This window comes from Aequorivita capsosiphonis DSM 23843 (genome assembly GCF_000429125.1).
GTDB classification, from domain to species: domain Bacteria; phylum Bacteroidota; class Bacteroidia; order Flavobacteriales; family Flavobacteriaceae; genus Aequorivita; species Aequorivita capsosiphonis.
In genome coordinates, this window is record NZ_AUBG01000002.1 from 144139 (window position 1) to 160264 (window position 16126).

Annotated in this window: 13 protein-coding genes; 2 read left to right on the forward strand and 11 right to left on the reverse strand. The window is 36.8% G+C overall.

The window, feature by feature from the left end; all coding sequences use genetic code 11:
• Window positions 1-110: 110 nt before the first annotated feature.
• The 3 genes from G440_RS0103015 to G440_RS0103025 all read right to left on the reverse strand — a co-directional run bounded on the left by G440_RS0103015 (window position 111) and on the right by G440_RS0103025 (window position 5202).
• Window positions 111-1424, reverse strand: a complete 1314-nt coding sequence (locus G440_RS0103015; RefSeq protein WP_026449943.1) for a DEAD/DEAH box helicase — start codon at window positions 1422-1424, stop codon at window positions 111-113.
• Window positions 1424-2770 (reverse strand): DEAD/DEAH box helicase, encoded by a 1347-nt coding sequence (locus G440_RS0103020; RefSeq protein ID WP_026449944.1) that lies wholly within the window; start codon window positions 2768-2770, stop codon window positions 1424-1426. The genes G440_RS0103015 and G440_RS0103020 overlap by 1 nt, the downstream gene beginning before the upstream one ends.
• 290 nt (window positions 2771-3060) lie before the next feature.
• Window positions 3061-5202: a catalase gene (locus G440_RS0103025; protein ID WP_026449945.1), complete on the reverse strand. Its 2142-nt coding sequence runs from the start codon at window positions 5200-5202 to the stop codon at window positions 3061-3063.
• Between the two features lie 377 nt (window positions 5203-5579).
• Here G440_RS0103025 and G440_RS21155 point away from each other — a divergent pair, with 377 nt between their 5' ends.
• Window positions 5580-5744: a hypothetical protein gene (locus G440_RS21155; protein ID WP_157417838.1), complete on the forward strand. Its 165-nt coding sequence runs from the start codon at window positions 5580-5582 to the stop codon at window positions 5742-5744.
• Window positions 5745-5868: 124 nt separating this feature from the next.
• On the opposite strand, the gene G440_RS0103035 is transcribed toward G440_RS21155, so the two are convergent.
• The 5 genes from G440_RS0103035 to G440_RS0103055 all read right to left on the reverse strand — a co-directional run bounded on the left by G440_RS0103035 (window position 5869) and on the right by G440_RS0103055 (window position 10825).
• Complete coding sequence (locus G440_RS0103035) at window positions 5869-7332, reverse strand: catalase (protein WP_026449946.1); 1464 nt, start codon at window positions 7330-7332, stop codon at window positions 5869-5871.
• 350 nt (window positions 7333-7682) lie between these two features.
• Window positions 7683-8447: an SOS response-associated peptidase gene (locus G440_RS0103040; protein WP_026449947.1), complete on the reverse strand. Its 765-nt coding sequence runs from the start codon at window positions 8445-8447 to the stop codon at window positions 7683-7685.
• 71 nt (window positions 8448-8518) lie between these two features.
• Entirely contained in the window at window positions 8519-8815 is a 297-nt protein-coding gene (locus G440_RS0103045; protein WP_026449948.1) for a cupin domain-containing protein, read from the reverse strand.
• Window positions 8816-8998: 183 nt separating this feature from the next.
• Entirely contained in the window at window positions 8999-10228 is a 1230-nt protein-coding gene (locus G440_RS19365; protein ID WP_051285118.1) for a GAF domain-containing sensor histidine kinase, read from the reverse strand.
• 69 nt (window positions 10229-10297) lie between these two features.
• Window positions 10298-10825, reverse strand: coding sequence for an alpha/beta fold hydrolase (locus G440_RS0103055; protein ID WP_026449949.1), 528 nt, complete (start codon window positions 10823-10825; stop codon window positions 10298-10300).
• 330 nt (window positions 10826-11155) lie between these two features.
• Here G440_RS0103055 and G440_RS0103060 point away from each other — a divergent pair, with 330 nt between their 5' ends.
• Complete coding sequence (locus tag G440_RS0103060) at window positions 11156-12928, forward strand: ABC transporter ATP-binding protein (protein ID WP_026449950.1); 1773 nt, start codon at window positions 11156-11158, stop codon at window positions 12926-12928.
• Between the two features lie 60 nt (window positions 12929-12988).
• On the opposite strand, the gene G440_RS20540 is transcribed toward G440_RS0103060, so the two are convergent.
• The 3 genes from G440_RS20540 to G440_RS0103075 form a co-directional block, all read right to left on the reverse strand.
• Window positions 12989-13567, reverse strand: a complete 579-nt coding sequence (locus tag G440_RS20540) for a HutD/Ves family protein (RefSeq protein ID WP_051285120.1) — start codon at window positions 13565-13567, stop codon at window positions 12989-12991.
• Window positions 13568-13802: 235 nt separating this feature from the next.
• Window positions 13803-15326 (reverse strand): S1 family peptidase, encoded by a 1524-nt coding sequence (locus tag G440_RS0103070; protein WP_026449951.1) that lies wholly within the window; start codon window positions 15324-15326, stop codon window positions 13803-13805.
• A complete protein-coding gene (locus G440_RS0103075) occupies window positions 15316-15921 on the reverse strand; it encodes a hypothetical protein (protein WP_026449952.1) in 606 nt (201 codons plus the stop codon). The genes G440_RS0103070 and G440_RS0103075 overlap by 11 nt, the downstream gene beginning before the upstream one ends.
• Between the last annotated feature and the right edge of the window lie 205 nt (window positions 15922-16126).

Here is a 16126-nt window from a genome sequence, read left to right on the forward strand (position 1 = left end):
TCAAAACCTAAAAAACCTAAATATACTGATATTTATGTCGTGTATTTTGGAGATATAGTCCTTTATGTTAAGGGATTAATATACATATAAATAATTAAGCGAAGCAAAAGCTATAGAACGTAAATTCGCACTTTTTTCTTTTTAAGTCGGCTATTGTTCAGTTTGTCTACCAATTGATTTGCCAAGACTAAGGGAACGGCAACAAACGCACAATCTTGTTTTAACTCTATAGTGCCCAGTTCTTCTTGGCTAATTCCGCCTTGCTTGATAAAGAGCCCAGCGATATCCCCTTTGGAGATTTTATCTTTTCTTCCGCCAGAAATAAAGAGGGTTTCCCATTGTTCAGACAGTTGAGAATTTGATTTCGGAATTTCAATAGGCTCGGTCTTTTCAATAAACTCTGGTAAAAGTTGGTTTTTCCATTTTAGTACGTAAGCGGTACCTTTTTCATTAACTCTTGCTGTTCTTCCGTTTCTATGGGTAAACTCTACTGCCGAATGCGGCAACTCGTAATGAATAATAAATTTCAACTCAGGAATGTCAATTCCTCTGGCCGCAAGATCTGTAGCCACTAAAATTTGACTGGTACCATTTCGAAATTTTATAAGCGCTCTTTCTCTGTCTTTCTGTTCCATTCCGCCGGAAAAACAAGCGTGACTTATTTTGTTGTTACTAAGAAAATCACTTACCTTTTCAATACTATCCCTAAAGTTGCAAAAGATGATCCCAGGTTGATTTCCAAGGTATAAAACAAGTTTCAACAAGGTGTCCAGCTTATCTTTATCCGGAGAGATTATCGTTTTAACAGCAAGTTTAGGATCCACTTTTTCCGATAGATAATCTAAGATCGTTGGCTTATCAAGTTTTACAAACTTCGGAACTCCAATTCCTTGTGTAGCAGATGTTAATATGCGCTTACTTACATTTGATAATGAATGGATGATCTCACTCATTTCACTCTCAAAACCTATCTCTAATGATTTATCAAATTCATCCAATACCAGTGTCTCGATACTGGCTTTTGAAAATCGGTCATCGTCAAAGTGATCTAAAATTCTACCAGGCGTTCCAACCAAAATTGCTGGAGTATGTTTTAACTCTATCTTGTCCTTGCTCTTAGCCCTACCTCCATAAACCGCGTTCACTTTAAAGCCCGACCCCATATCGCGAATTACTTGCTCAATCTGGATGGCAAGCTCCCGGGTGGGAATTACAATTAAAGCCTGTACTTCTGGATTGTCAGCATTTAAATTCTTAATAATCGGCAATAGAAATGCCAATGTCTTCCCTGTGCCGGTTGGGGATAATAGAATAGTATTTGCAGTTTTTTCAATAAGGGCAATTGCTTCCTCTTGCATTGGGTTTAGCGCAGCAATATTTAACTTTGCTAAAATATCCTTTTGGTCTTTTATTTCGTTTGCCATTATTGTTTCTTCTTCTTTTTCTTAGCAGGTATTTCTGCTTTTGGAGGCACAACAGTAGTCTGCGCCAATTGATGGGCCAATATTTTATCTATCAGCTCCTCTTTGGTTAAATGGTGGAATATCGTACTTATTTTTTCCTTAAACTCTGGAGAAATAGTTCGATTCGGTTTTGTTTTAAAGATTTTCTTTGCCCACAAAAGCGTATTGTTTTCCTCGGTGCTTTGGGCATCTGGTTTTTTCATTTCGTTAAAAACAATACCTAATTCTTCTTCAAATTCTGGGATTTCAAAGACTTCTTCTTGTTGAAGTATGGTAACCGAAAGGCCTGCTGCCCCTGCCCTGGCCGTTCTTCCACTTCGGTGTACGTAGGTTTCGTAGGTGTCTGGTAAATGATAATTGATTACATAGCTAATTTCCTTTACATCCAGCCCACGTGCCGCAAGATCTGTTGCGACGAGAATATCTATATGCCCTTCTCTAAATTGCCCCATTACGCGGTCCCGTATAGCTTGGGTTAGACTTCCGTGAATGGCTCCCGAGGAGAACTTATTAATGGCTAGGTTTTTCGCTAGTTTATTGACTGCCGCTTTTGTTTTACAGAAAATGATGCCTCGTTCTCCTTCCTTCCCGCTTAAAAAATGCATCAGCACCTCCAGCTTTTCAATTGGTTCCACCACCATAAATTGATGGTCGATACCTTGGTGGCCCATAGTTTCCATATCGGCTTCTATGTGCAACACGTGTTTGCTCATATAATTTTGAACCAATTGCTTGATGGTGCCGGGCATGGTGGCCGTAAACAGAAGCGTTCTTCTGGCTTTGGGAATTTCAGCAATTATGGAGTCCAAATCGGTTTTTAAGGCACTAACCATTTCATCGGCTTCATCCAAAACCAAATAGGTTACATTTTTAAGGTCAATAGCGTTGCGGTTTATTAGATCTACCAACCTTCCCGGAGTTGCCACTACAATATGGGTAGTGCTTTTTAAACGCTCTATTTGAGGTTTTATAGGAATACCGCCACAAAGGGAAGCAATACAAATTTCAGGACTATGAGCGGAAAAGGCAACTAGGTTACTGTGTATTTGCTGCCCAAGTTCTCGTGTAGGCGCTAAGATGATAGCCTTAATATTGGTGTTTTTAGAATCTATAAGTTGCATTAATGGCAACCCAAAAGCAGCCGTTTTTCCACTTCCTGTTTTTGCCAAGGCCACTACATCTTTAGTTTCCTTTAAAATGAGTGGAATAGTTTTCTGTTGAATATCGGTGGGTACTACAATGTTTAGATCAGCTAAACCTTCTTGTAGTGAAGAATTAATTCCTAAATCGGAAAAAGTATTGGGCATAAATTGATTTTTTGCAAAGATAAGGCGGGTTTTGGTGGAAAGACTTAAATATTGAAGGAACTTAAGACTGTTTCCTTAGAAAATAGAAAAATTAATAGGAAGCGAAATGTTGTTTAGATCTAGTAACACATTTTAATTGGATGGATAAAATAGACGTACCAATTTAACTTGGTTCCAAGAATGGTTTTATCTGATACCTTCTTATCCTTTCAGTTAATTAATGATTTGATTCACTGTGCTTTAAAGATTAGAGTTTATCCTTAAAATTAAGGATAAACTCTAAAAATCCATTAGGCTGGGACTTCCTCAGCAATTGCCATTCGTTCCCAATTTCTATGTTGTTTTATGGCTTCTATAAAGGCAGTTGCATCTTCATCTACTAATATTGCTTTGTCATTTGTGTGCTTTCCAGCGTAAGTAGTTCTTAGAAACTCTTTCCCTTCCCCATCAACTGCGATGGCTTTACAGTGTTTAAATGCTTCATTTACGAATTTAATATACTTCGCATTTTCTCCTAAGGCATTAATAGATTTCTTACCTCCGGGAATGTAAACAGCATCAAAAAGAACACTTTCCGTGGTCATTATGGAGGCATCTACTTTGTGCTCCATATTTTCATCGCACGTAATAGTGCCGCCCATTGGTGCAATTATATTAACCGAAGCACCTTCTTCTTCAAGTGAAGACTTCATTTTCTCTAAATTCTTCATACTAAACCCATCCCCAACCAACACTGCTATTTGACGGGTTTCAATACTATCAAATTTGGTTTTCGCCTGACTTAAAGCGGGTGATTTGTCCAAATAGTTTTTCTTTGGTCCAGGTTGCTGTTTTTTTACATCTGCATCGGCGCCGATGGATTGATTTATAGGTTCATCAATTTTTGACGGCACTTTTAATCCCAATCCTTGCGCCACTTTTTTGGCCAAGTCATGATCTATCTGGTCAATCATATAGAGCATGCGCTCTTTTATATGGTCTATTTTACACTTTCCTAGTTCGAAAGTATAAGCGCCAGCAACGTGTTCTTGTTCCCATTTATCCAAGCTTCTATAAAAAAGTGCGGGTTGAGAAAAGTGATCGCTAAAGCTCTCACTACGGTTCCGAACTTTTTTCGCATCTATACGCTCTTCATAACTCCCAAAAGCACCTTCAGCCATTTTGGATAAATGAGGGCATCCGCCACTAATGGAATTTGGAAAATAAGCTGTTTGGCCTTTGGGTATGTCCATTTGCATTTGTCCGTCGCGCTCATTATTATGCGATTCGACTACGGGTCTATTAATTGGAATTTGATGAAAATTGGGTGTACCTAAGCGTGAAAGTTGCGTATCTCGATAAGAGAATAAGCGACCTTGTAAAAGAGGATCATTTGTAAAGTCAAGTCCCGGAACAATATGTCCAGGTAAAAAAGCAATCTGTTCTGTTTCAGCAAAGAAATTATCCGGGTTTTTATTGAGTGTCATTTTTCCAATAATTTGTACAGGAACCATTTCCTCAGGAATAAGTTTTGTGGGATCGAGTAAATCAAAATCAAACTTATGCTCATCTTCCTGCGGAACTATTTGTATTCCAAATTCCCATTCAGGAAAATGGCCGGCATCAATAGCTTCCCAAAGGTCGCGGCGGTGAAAATCTGAATCGGCCCCGTTTATTTTTACGGCTTCATCCCAAGTTACGGAATGTACACCCAATTTAGGTTTCCAATGAAATTTCACAAAGTGGGACTCTCCTTTCTCATTGATAAAACGAAACGTATGAATTCCAAAACCCTCCATCATTCTAAAACTTCTGGGAATGGCTCTATCGCTCATCGCCCAAATATGATTGTGCAATGTTTCGGTAGCGTGAGAAACAAAATCGTAAAAAGTATCGTGAGCGGAAGCTGCCTGGGGTATTTCATTGTTTGGCTCTGGTTTTACCGAATGCACCAAATCTGGAAACTTCATCGCATCCTGAATAAAAAAGATTGGCATATTATTTCCAACAAGATCCCAGGTACCTTCGTCGGTATAAAATTTAGTTGCAAATCCGCGGACATCTCGCGCCAAATCTGGAGAGCCTTTGGAACCGGCAACTGTAGAAAACCGTACAAACACAGGGGTACGCCGATTGGTATCATTAAATATTCCCGCTTTGGTGTATTGAGGTATTGCTTCATATAGTTCAAAATAGCCATGTGCTCCACTTCCCCGTGCATGTACAATACGTTCTGGAATGCGCTCATGGTCAAAGTGGGTTATCTTTTCGCGAAGCAGAAAATCTTCCAATAAGGTGGCGCCCCGCTCCCCAGATTTTAAGGAATTATTGGTGTCGTTTACCTTCACTCCTTGGTTCGTTTTCATAGTAGAACCTTCTACTTTCCAAGTATCTTTTTGAAGTTGTTCGATTTTTTTAGTTGGCTTTTCGGAGGAATCGTTTTTCTTTTTCATAGTAATTTTTTTAGACTTTATTGCTTTTCTTTAAAATTACTGTATTTAGGATTATTTATGTTTTTTTGAAATGATTTAGTTTTAAAAATTATCAATACTTTAACAATAGTAAGCTATAATTGTGATTATAACAATCGTTTAAATTGTTAATTTTGAAGAGAATATGACATTTAGGTAATATCAAGGGAGAGCCTTCTTTTATTCGAAGAAATCTTACGGATCCAAAAAATAAAACCATTAAGAAGTTAAGAGGAATTAAGAGTATTGTTCTAAATTACTTATTGGTTTAAAAGACAATATTGTAAAATAACAAATTGTGAAATATTTCTTGAGTTGTTACTCCAAAATAGAGTATATTTTAATTTAAATGAATAATTATGGGAAATGTAGAAAATGGTTTCAATAAAAAAAGAGATCACAATCAATATGGAGAAGAGAATAAAACTCCTGAACAGGAAGATAAACATAGAGAGCTCCCAAAAATGCCTAATAAAGGTACGCAGCCTAAACCGAATAAAGATAAAAAATCCAAGTCTAAGTAAATATTCGATTTTTTGTTCTTGGGTAACTATTTGCGTTTTTGTAGTAAAACCTAGCTTATAAAGAAAAACAAAGCCGCATAAAGCGGCTTGTATAATTATTCTTCTGTAAAACAATCAGTTTTTATTAGCTCAACTTCAAACCATTAATATCGATTCCTAAAGCTTTTGCAACACCCATTCCATATTCCGGATCTGCTTTATAGCAATTGGCAATATGTCTTTCTTGAATAAATTTTTCGGCACCGCCAACTTCTGCAGCGGTATTGCTAAACAAAACCTGTTGTTTCTCTGGCGTTAAAAGCCTAAACAGATTGCCGGGTTGTGTGAAATAATCCTCATCTTCTCGGTGATCGTAATGAAATGCCGCACCTTCTAATTCCATCGCTGGTTCCGCAAATTCCTTTTGCTCTTGCCATTGTCCGTAGCTGTTAGGTTCATAATGAATTGTTGAACCTTCGTTGCCATCAACGCGCATGGCGCCATCTCTATGATGATTATGGAATGGGCATTTTGGTTTGTTTACGGGTATTTGATAATGGTTTACACCCAATCTATAACGTTGTGCATCTCCATATGAAAACAAACGTCCTTGTAACATTCTATCGGGAGAAAAGCCAATTCCTGGAACCACATTTGCCGGATTAAATGCTGCCTGTTCCACCTGTGCGAAATAATTATCAGGGTTTCTATTCAGCTCCATTACCCCCACATCTATCAAAGGATAATCTCCATGTGGCCAAACCTTCGTCAAGTCGAAAGGATCAAAACGATAGGTTTTGGCATCGGCTTCAGGCATAACCTGAACTTTAAGTTCCCATTTAGGGAAATCTTCATTTTTAATAGCGTTAAATAAATCCCGCTGATGACTCTCTCTGTCATTACCAATAAGTTCCTTGGACTCTTCATTGGTCAAATTTTCGATGCCCTGCATACATTTAAAGTGAAATTTCACCCAATGTCTTTCATTTGCAGCATTGATAAAACTAAAGGTATGGCTTCCAAAACCGTGCATATTTCTATATGATTTCGGAATTCCCCTATCGCTCATTACAATAGTAACTTGATGCAATGCTTCTGGTAGCAAGGTCCAAAAATCCCAATTGTGGTTGGCGCTTCTAAGATTGGTTTGTGGATCGCGTTTTACCGCCTTGTTTAGGTCCGTAAATTTATACGGATCTTTCATAAAAAATACTGGCGTGTTATTTCCTGCTAAATCCCAATTGCCTTCTTCAGTATAAAACTTTAAGGCAAAACCACGGATATCCCTTTCTGCATCTGCCGCTCCACGCTCTCCAGCTACGGTTGAAAATCTAGCAAACATTTCGGTTTTCTTACCTATTTCAGAAAATAACCTTGCTTTGGTGTATTTGGTAATGTCGTGTGTAACGGTAAAAGTTCCAAAGGCTCCTGATCCTTTTGCGTGCATTCTTCTTTCGGGAATTACCTCCCGGTCAAAATGCGCTAATTTTTCAAGAAACCAGAAATCTTCCAATAACAAAGGTCCATGTTTTCCTGCGGTCTTTACGTTTTGATTTTCGGCAATGGGCCTCCCTGAGACCGATGTAAGTTTTTTCTTTTCTTCCTCCATTTTGTTACAGTTGTTTACAGTATTAATTGATTAGATTTAGTGTTTAAATTAATTTGAGTATTTGTTTAAAGTTTTATTGACGTTTTAAGCAGTCCAATTTAATATGGAAAGCACACTATGAGATACTTTAGCGCTACTTTTTAAAACCGAATGGGCAAAACGTGGCTCTTTACTTCATAAATTTAGAAGTGCCAATTAAACATTAAGCTAAAGATACTAATTATTGGGAAGAATGGGAATGTGAAAAACGAAGCTATTGCGATCTTCATATTCGTCTATTTCTGAAAACTAATATAATGCTATAAAACCTAAAATTTAACAAGAAAAAGTCTCTGAGAAGTATTGCATGTTCAAAACACGAGCTCGTCATAAAGAACCTCGTCTGCAATAGTCTCCACATTCCCAGGATATGCTTTCCCTCGCAGTTTAGCAACTGTATGTGCCGCTAGTTCATCGTGAGGGTATTCCACAATCAATTCCTTTATTTTTTGAATGTCGAGATCATCATTGATTTTATCTAACCATCGATCTTCCAATTCTGTGGGCAAAATAACTGGCATTCTTGGAGCTTTTAATTTAGGATTGTTATGAATTTTTGCCATCATGGAATTTCCACTGGTAGTAACGATCGAAAATGTATTTAAAACTCCCCTAGTATCTGGATTTTTCCATTCACTCCATAATCCAGCGAGTGCCATTGGGTTTTTGTCTTTTCTGTAGATAAAGAAGGGATAGGTGTTTCCATCAAAATGGTGGTGTTCATAAAAACCATCTACATAAATGATGCATCTATTGTTTTTTGCGGAAGTTCGAAAGGATGATTTTTCAAAAATGGTCTCTCCCCTAGCATTTAATGTATTGTTCCATTGCTTTTTTAGATCATCTTCATTCTTCACCCAATGTGGAACCAAGCCCCAAGTTGAAACTTCTGGATAATTTGGTGATCTATCAGTGTATATAAGGAGTTCGGAATGGCTAAAACCGGAAGTGTGATAAAGGGGTAAATCGGTTAAGGGAATAAGTTTTTCAAGTATTTCTTCTATAGCTTGTGGATCGCCTTTTCGTCTTGCCCTGCTCAATTGTGATTCTAAACTCGCTTTAATATCGTAACACAAAGTATTATTTGTTTAGATTTTTAATAGATTTATCAAAAGAGTTGAAACCTGAGATTTCTCTATTACCGATTTTATTTCGTGAACTCAAAACCAATTTCTTTAGGCATTATATGAAGCGCCCTCAAATCTCTTTTTACCTCAATTTGATGCCATAGATTGGCCGGTACTACTAAACTGTCCCCTTCAGCTAATACATGATCCTTATCATCAAAGCGTATAACACACTCACCTTCTATAACTACAAGTATGGATTCATGAGACGCCTTGTGTTTAGGCAAAAATTGCCCCGAATCTCCGCTCATTTGCTTTATTCTCAAGTTTTCACCATCTTCCAAAAGCTTTACTTTTGGATTGCTTATCATCGTCATAATAAAATATAATTTTTAAATGATTGTAATTAAATGAACTAAACATAAAGATAACCAAATGATTTTTTCTTAAGCAATTTACCCTTGCAGATCTTAAAGCTTCCATCGGTATGAAATTGATAAAATTCCTGCTATACCCAATCAGAAGCAATAGTTTATATAATTGAAGCTTTGCAGGTTCAATTACAATTGACCGTTATACTTTTCTTTTAAATTCCTCAGCTTTTTTCTCGGCATTGAAAATCGAAAGCTTGTTTTTTTATCGGTTGAAGTAACCTCCATTTTGCCACCATGAGCTTTGGCAATTTCCGAAGAAATATATAGTCCTAAGCCTAATCCCGATTTGTTATTAGCGGAATTGGTTGTGAAAAAAGGTCTAAAAAGATTGAGCATTTTCTTTTCCGGAATTTTTTTACCTGAATTTGAAACGAGGATTGAAAAGATACCTTTCTCCGATTTCACCTCTGTAAAAATGGGTTTGTCAACAGCCCCGTGTTTCATCGCATTTCCTAAAAGATTAGAATACAGCTGACTTATTCTATTGATATCACATTCAACCTCTTCGTCTAATTCAATACTTAGATTGATTTCGTGATTGAGGTCAATGGTTTTAATCTCTTTCGATATTTGTTTTATCGATTTTTTTAGTGCTTGATTGTTATTTTCAAGATCCAATTGAATTCCCTCGCCCAGATGGCCCTTCGCAAAATCCAATAAGTTATCGATAAGCTCTTGCATCCTGTATGAAGTGGCCTTTATGGTACTAGCTTGTCTATTTGCCAATTCCGGAAGGTCCATTTGCAAAAGAACGTCGGCACACATTCGGGTTGTGCTAACAGGATTACGCAAATCGTGTCCTAAAACCGCGATAAAAGTTTCCCGCAATTCCCCAATATGTCTTTCTTGTCTAAGACTTTCAGTTAATTCTCTAACTTCCTGTAAGGCATCTAAATGAAATGAAATTAATTGAGTATAAAGCACAAACAACTCCCTTGTTTCCTTATTGTCAATTTTAGCGGGTTCTGGGTCTATAGCACAAAGAGTTCCAAAAAAACTTCCATCTTTTCTGAAAATAGGGTATGAAATATAGCTCTGAAAACCGTATTGTAAAGGTGTACGATGATTGCAAAACACATCGCTTTTGGCAACCTCTTCTATTATAATGGGGTTATGATGTTGCCTTATTTCGTTGCAGAGTGTTGTTTCCAAAACCAATTCATCTCCCGATTCCAACCCGAAGTTAATGTCGTCTTTGGACATACAGGTTATCCATTTTTCATCTGTAACTCTGGCAACGGCAGAAAACCGCATCCCTGTAATTTTACAGATAACGTTTAAGATTGACGGGATTGCACTTATTTGAACAATATCCGCAATGTCCTTATGCAAATCAGGATTTAATCTGTTTTTCATTATTGGTAGGTTGAAGAATTAAAGATAGGGATTATTTTGTTAATTGGTTTTCCGCTAAACGCCTTGAAGTTACAGAATGCTACGTTTTATTTGCTCGGAAACTTGAATACTGATTTTCTCGTTTTTATAAACTTCGTGCGCTCCATCTTTTATAATTTCCAATTCTAAATTTAGACTGGCTATCCATTCTTCCTTTGGACTAAATGTATCTTTTTCACCGAATAATAGATGGATTTTACAATCTGGTTTTTCGGTTTCATATCTTAATCGCGTTGACGAAAGAGCATAAAGATTAATAATATTTAGTCCGTTTAAGCCTGCTTTCCAGGCTATGGTTCCCCCAATACTAAATGCAAGAATATGAACTGGGGCTTTTTCCAGCTTAACAAGATTTTCAACAGCAGTTTTAATTCCATAGTTGATAAAATGGGCATGGATTTGTTTTTCGTTTAAAGCTGTAGATTCAATTCCTGCTAGTTTACAAGAATCATAAATTTTTAATTCAAAATGAGGTTCTAGTAAAACCTTATACTGATCCAGCCAAGATGAATCTGCTAATCCCCATAAATCTGTCAGTATGATAAGTTTTGATTTCACTTATAAGGTTTTAATAGCTAAAGTTTAAAAGAATTAGAAAGGAAGCAATAAACAACTACTTTTTGGATAAACAAAAAACGGAAGCGCTTTTGTCTATTTTTCGAAAAGTAATTTGATTTCCTGAATTTCCTCTCAGGCTTATTGCTTTTACCAACATCCTCCCAAATGCCCAACCCACGTAAATCCTTTTCACTCAAAGAGCTTAGCCTTACATGTGGTTGGGTTGAATTATTTCTCGAGTTCTATTGATGTGAATACTTTTAATTAAACACTTCCAATTAACCCTGCATTAATGAGTATTTTTGCCTATTCTATTATTTAAAAGGAAATATGCAACATTTTAAAGAGACCACAAAAAACAAAGACAAATCAAAGCCAAAAGTTACGATGCTTCAAGCTTTCAGAACTATAATTTGGCCCAGGCGAAATTTAGTTTTTATCGGCTTAATTTTGATCGTTCTTAGAAGTTTGTCTGGGTTGGTTTTACCGTGGCAAAGTAAAGTGTTACTTGATGATGTGGTTCCCAATAAAGATTACTCCCAACTCTATACCCTAATTATCATAGTGATAAGCGCTATAACAGTGCAGGCGGTAACCTCGTTTTTACTCACTAGAATCTTAAGCGTACAAGCGCAGTATTTAATAAGTGAATTGCGATCTCAAGTACAGAAAAAAGTACTTTCATTACCTATCAGTTTTTTCGACAACACCAAATCTGGCGCGCTGGTTTCAAGAATTATGACCGATGTGGAAGGCGTTAGAAACCTTATAGGTACAGGCTTAGTGCAACTGGTAGGCGGTTCCTTTACAGCTATAGTGTCCTTAATTATCTTAATAAAATTAAATGCTTGGATGACGCTTTTTGTATTTGTGCCCTTGTCCATATTTGGCATTATAGCCCTAAAAGCTTTTAAATTTATCAGACCAATTTTTAGATCCCGTGGTAAAATCAATGCTGAAGTTACCGGAAGATTAACCGAAACCCTTTCGGGAGTTCGTGTTATTAAAGCCTTTAATTCCGAAGAACAAGAAAATATCGTTTTTGAAAAAGGGGTTGACAGATTATATCAAAACGTAAAAAAGAGTTTAACGGCAACCGCCTTGATGACGAGCTCTTCCACATTTTTAATTGGAGTAGCCACAACAGGAATTATGGGAATGGGTGGTTATTATATGATGATTGGCGAAATGACCACTGGAGATTTTCTTTTCTTCACTTTAATCCTTGGGTTTATGATTGCTCCAATTATTCAAATGAGCAATATAGGAAGTCAGCTAACCGAGGCCTTAGCTGGTTTGGATAGAACGGAAGAACTTATGAATATGACGGCGGAAGAAGATAACCAAGACAGAGATATTCAGCTAGAAACCCTAAAAGGTGATATTGAATTCGATGATGTTTCCTTTTCCTATGAAGAAGGGAAGCAAATTTTGCACAACATTAATTTCAAGGCACCAGCGGGTTCTGTAACGGCTTTAGTGGGAAGTTCAGGTTCTGGAAAATCTACTATTGCTGGTCTTTCGGCTACCTTCTTAACGCCACAATCAGGAAAAGTTACTATTGATAATCAAGATTTATCACAAGTTAAACTAAGCAGCTACCGTCAATATTTAGGCGTGGTTTTACAGGATGAATTTTTATTTGAAGGAAGTATTCGTGAAAACATCATGTTCCCAAGACCCAATGCCACTGAAGCAGAAGTGCAAAACGCAGTAAATGCAGCTTATGTAAACGAATTTACGGATAGGTTTGACGAAGGCTTGGATACTTTAATTGGGGAGAGGGGCGTAAAACTTTCTGGCGGACAAAGACAGCGTTTGGCCATTGCTCGCGCTATTTTAGCAAACCCAAAAATTATCATTTTAGACGAAGCCACTTCAAGTCTAGATACCCAAAGTGAGGCTTTAATTCAAAAGAGTTTAGCCCAATTGATTAAAGACAGAACCACGATTGTTATTGCACACCGTTTAAGTACCATTAGAAAGGCAGATCAAATTTTAGTGATTGAAGCCGGACATATAGTAGAACGTGGCAACCATGACCAGTTGATTGCTAAGGAAGGTAGGTATTATGAATTGTATACCTATCAAGCGAAGATTTAAGGGATTAACTTACTGTGAGGACACGGACGGGACGCCTGCCCCAGCGGGGAATATTACAGATTAATCCATTTCCACTACTACAAGCCCAAAATCATTAGTGCTTTTGATTGTAATTGAAGAAATTTTGAGGTCTTCAATAAGCATTAAGTTTCCGGTTTCCAGTATATAATTATCATTCATAAGATGTAAATGGATAGTACCAGAAGTAGCGGATAAGAATAAATTCTTGCAAGTCTTTTTAGGTTTTAGCGTATAATTCTTAGTCGCCAAACTCGAAATATGATATAACTCGCTGTGCTTTTTACCTTTGGTCATCACATTAAAATCTGTGCAGGTGCCAATGGCTGAGGTTTTCCAATCTCCACTAAATTCATCTACATCAAAAGGTTTTAGATGCTTGCTGTAATGTTCTTCATGAGTAATATTTATTTCTCCTTCCAAAATCATAAGCTTACGGTCTATACCCGGCAAGGCAGTAAAAGTAGATTCTTCAACTTCTACTTTTGCCTTACTTATCCGTAACTCAAAATTGAGCGCTGCATACGAAGCCGTGGCAGGGAATATATAAAGTTGCGTAGTGCTGCCGCCAGACCATTGACTGGTGTGGAAATGTTGAAGGGAGAAGATTGTTGTTTTCAAAAAGTGAAGGTTGTTTTGTGAGATAAAGATAGGATAATTTGGGGATGGTTTTTATAGGTTGATGTAATTATCAGCAAACGTGTGGGACGCCGACACTTGCAAAGTATTTAATCTTTTCCGGGTTAATTCCCCGAGGCTCTGCCTCGCATTGTTTTTTTTATGGAACCTGCCCGTCCGGTTCACCCGCCGTAGAAGGGCAGGCTGGTTTGGAGTTTGTTTTTTGGTATTTTATTAGCTACCTTCTGTTATAATTATTAGAAAAACCTACCATATGCACTCCAATAACAAGTTGGGAAAACAATTTATATCTATTACATACATTTTCGCATATTGATGACTGGTTCTGTGTATTGCACTGTCCATTACTTAGACAAAAATTAAGATCGTTAGCATTTTCTATAGTGCTATTCATATTTAAAGCAGCCGCCCCCATATAATAGTTACCTCTTCCTATGTGGGTTTGAAATGAGAATGTTTTAGAGACATTTTCAAATTGTCCGTATTCATTTGTTTCCATCGCATAGCCTCTGTATGCTTCTCTATTTACTTTTATACCATCATACCGAAGTATGGGGCCGTTTCTATAACTCAAATTCAAATCTTTTTGATACATCAAATATCCACCGTCTATTGCAACTATTTTTTGTTGAAAATTATTAGCATCATTCACATATCTTAAAGTGGGATTCGGATCTAAATATTTATTATAATATGGATCTATTATTATTTTTAAATCTTCATCACCAAAATCCCCCATTATCAGATCATTATTTACGCTAAGCTTTGTTCCTTGAGGCACACAGATTGTCAAACCTGAATGTAGATCTTCATAAATGTCATATTTAAATTGAAGGTAATTGGTGTTATTCATCATGGAATAACCATTTATTATTTGTTGAAGTCCGGCTGGATCATCAATGGTGTACATCATTTCTTCAACCGATCTAACCTTTGTTTTAATAAACTTAAATTGACCGTATTCAATATAATCAACATGGCTCTCTTCTAATAAATTTTCCGAAGCAAATGAAACCTTAGCACCGGTTCCGCAATTTAAAGAGTGTGGAAATGATTCATTGGAATTGAGCAATGTAGCCAGTCTATCAGCTTTTACGCCCCAACTAATGGAACTAGCCCCCTCTTCCAAACCGCCATCTGCAATTCCAACTAAATTGCCGTTGCCGTCAATTATTGGGGAGCCAGAAAAACCCGGTAATAACGAACCATCTAGATAAAATATTTCAATGGAAGGGTTTGGCCTTTTACAAATATTTAGGGCGTCCTTGATTGTTTTAGATAGGAGACCTTCAAGCTTTCCATTTGAATTATATCCAAGTCTTAATGTTCTATCTATTATAGAATTTAAATTACCCTTTCCATTGTACCCCATAGTATAGAGACTGGAATTTATTTGGGGTGAACTATTAATGTTTGAGATAATTGTTAAATTATTTGAGGCCGATTCAAGTTCAAGAAGTACGAGATCGTGCTCCTTTAGCACCTTAAGGACCTTGGCACTCTTGACGTCATTTGCAAGGGTAATCTCAATTTTAGAGAAATTATCAATTACGTGTAATGTTGTGACCACCCAATTTTTATTTTTCCATAAAAATCCTGTACCAATATTACGTCCACTTTCAATTCTAACAATAGCACTCTTCAAGTTTTCGATGGTTGTATTTGAAGGTTGTGCGCTCGATAAAAAGGATATAAAAAGCAGTAATTGAAAAACGATTATTTTCTTTAAGTTATTCCTCATTACATAAACATTTTCGAAATATATGAAGTGTTGATTTTTGGCTATTAACAGCTACATCTGACTCAGTTGCGACGGCAATTTTCTCCCAGATCCCTCCCATTCGCTTATAGGAGTTCAGTTCATTTTCTATTGGAAAACCTTCATAGCCTCGTAACTTTTCACAATTTGAAATTGATATTTCACTACCGTATAGAACCGAAGTACCTACTTTTCTGTCTAATGTGGAATCAATTTTAACTCCAGAAGGAATAAACCCAAAGCGTTCATACAAGACGTACGTTTTGGCTTCATTTAAACTAAATAAACTATCAGAAGTCCACTTTTCAATTTCTGACTTCACGCTTGGAGTAAAGGAGTTGTTAGCTCTAAAAAACAACCCCGTTAAAATTGCCAAAGAACAAAAGAAGCCAAAGGATCCAACTCTTAGGGTTTGCAAATTTGAGTCCCCTTTTTCTTTAAACCCTAATAACACAAGAAGCACTGAAGCTAGCGCCCCTATAACCAATCCAACAGTTCCAGAGGTGGACATACCAATAAGTAAACCTATCAAAATACCCAATCCGGCTCCTCCAAAAATTACGGTTGACTTCTTCATAAGTAGTAATTATTAATTAAAATAAACTTATAGCAATTGGCTTTTCATATTATAGCAATAGCACAACTTTAAATCAAATTATTAAATCCATAATGGTTTAAATTTTTTCACGCTCAAAACCTCAAAAGGAGGTTTTGAGCGGTTGAGGTTAATCTAGAAGTGAGGAGTAAAGCAAAACAGCTTTAATTCAAATGTATTAAAATTA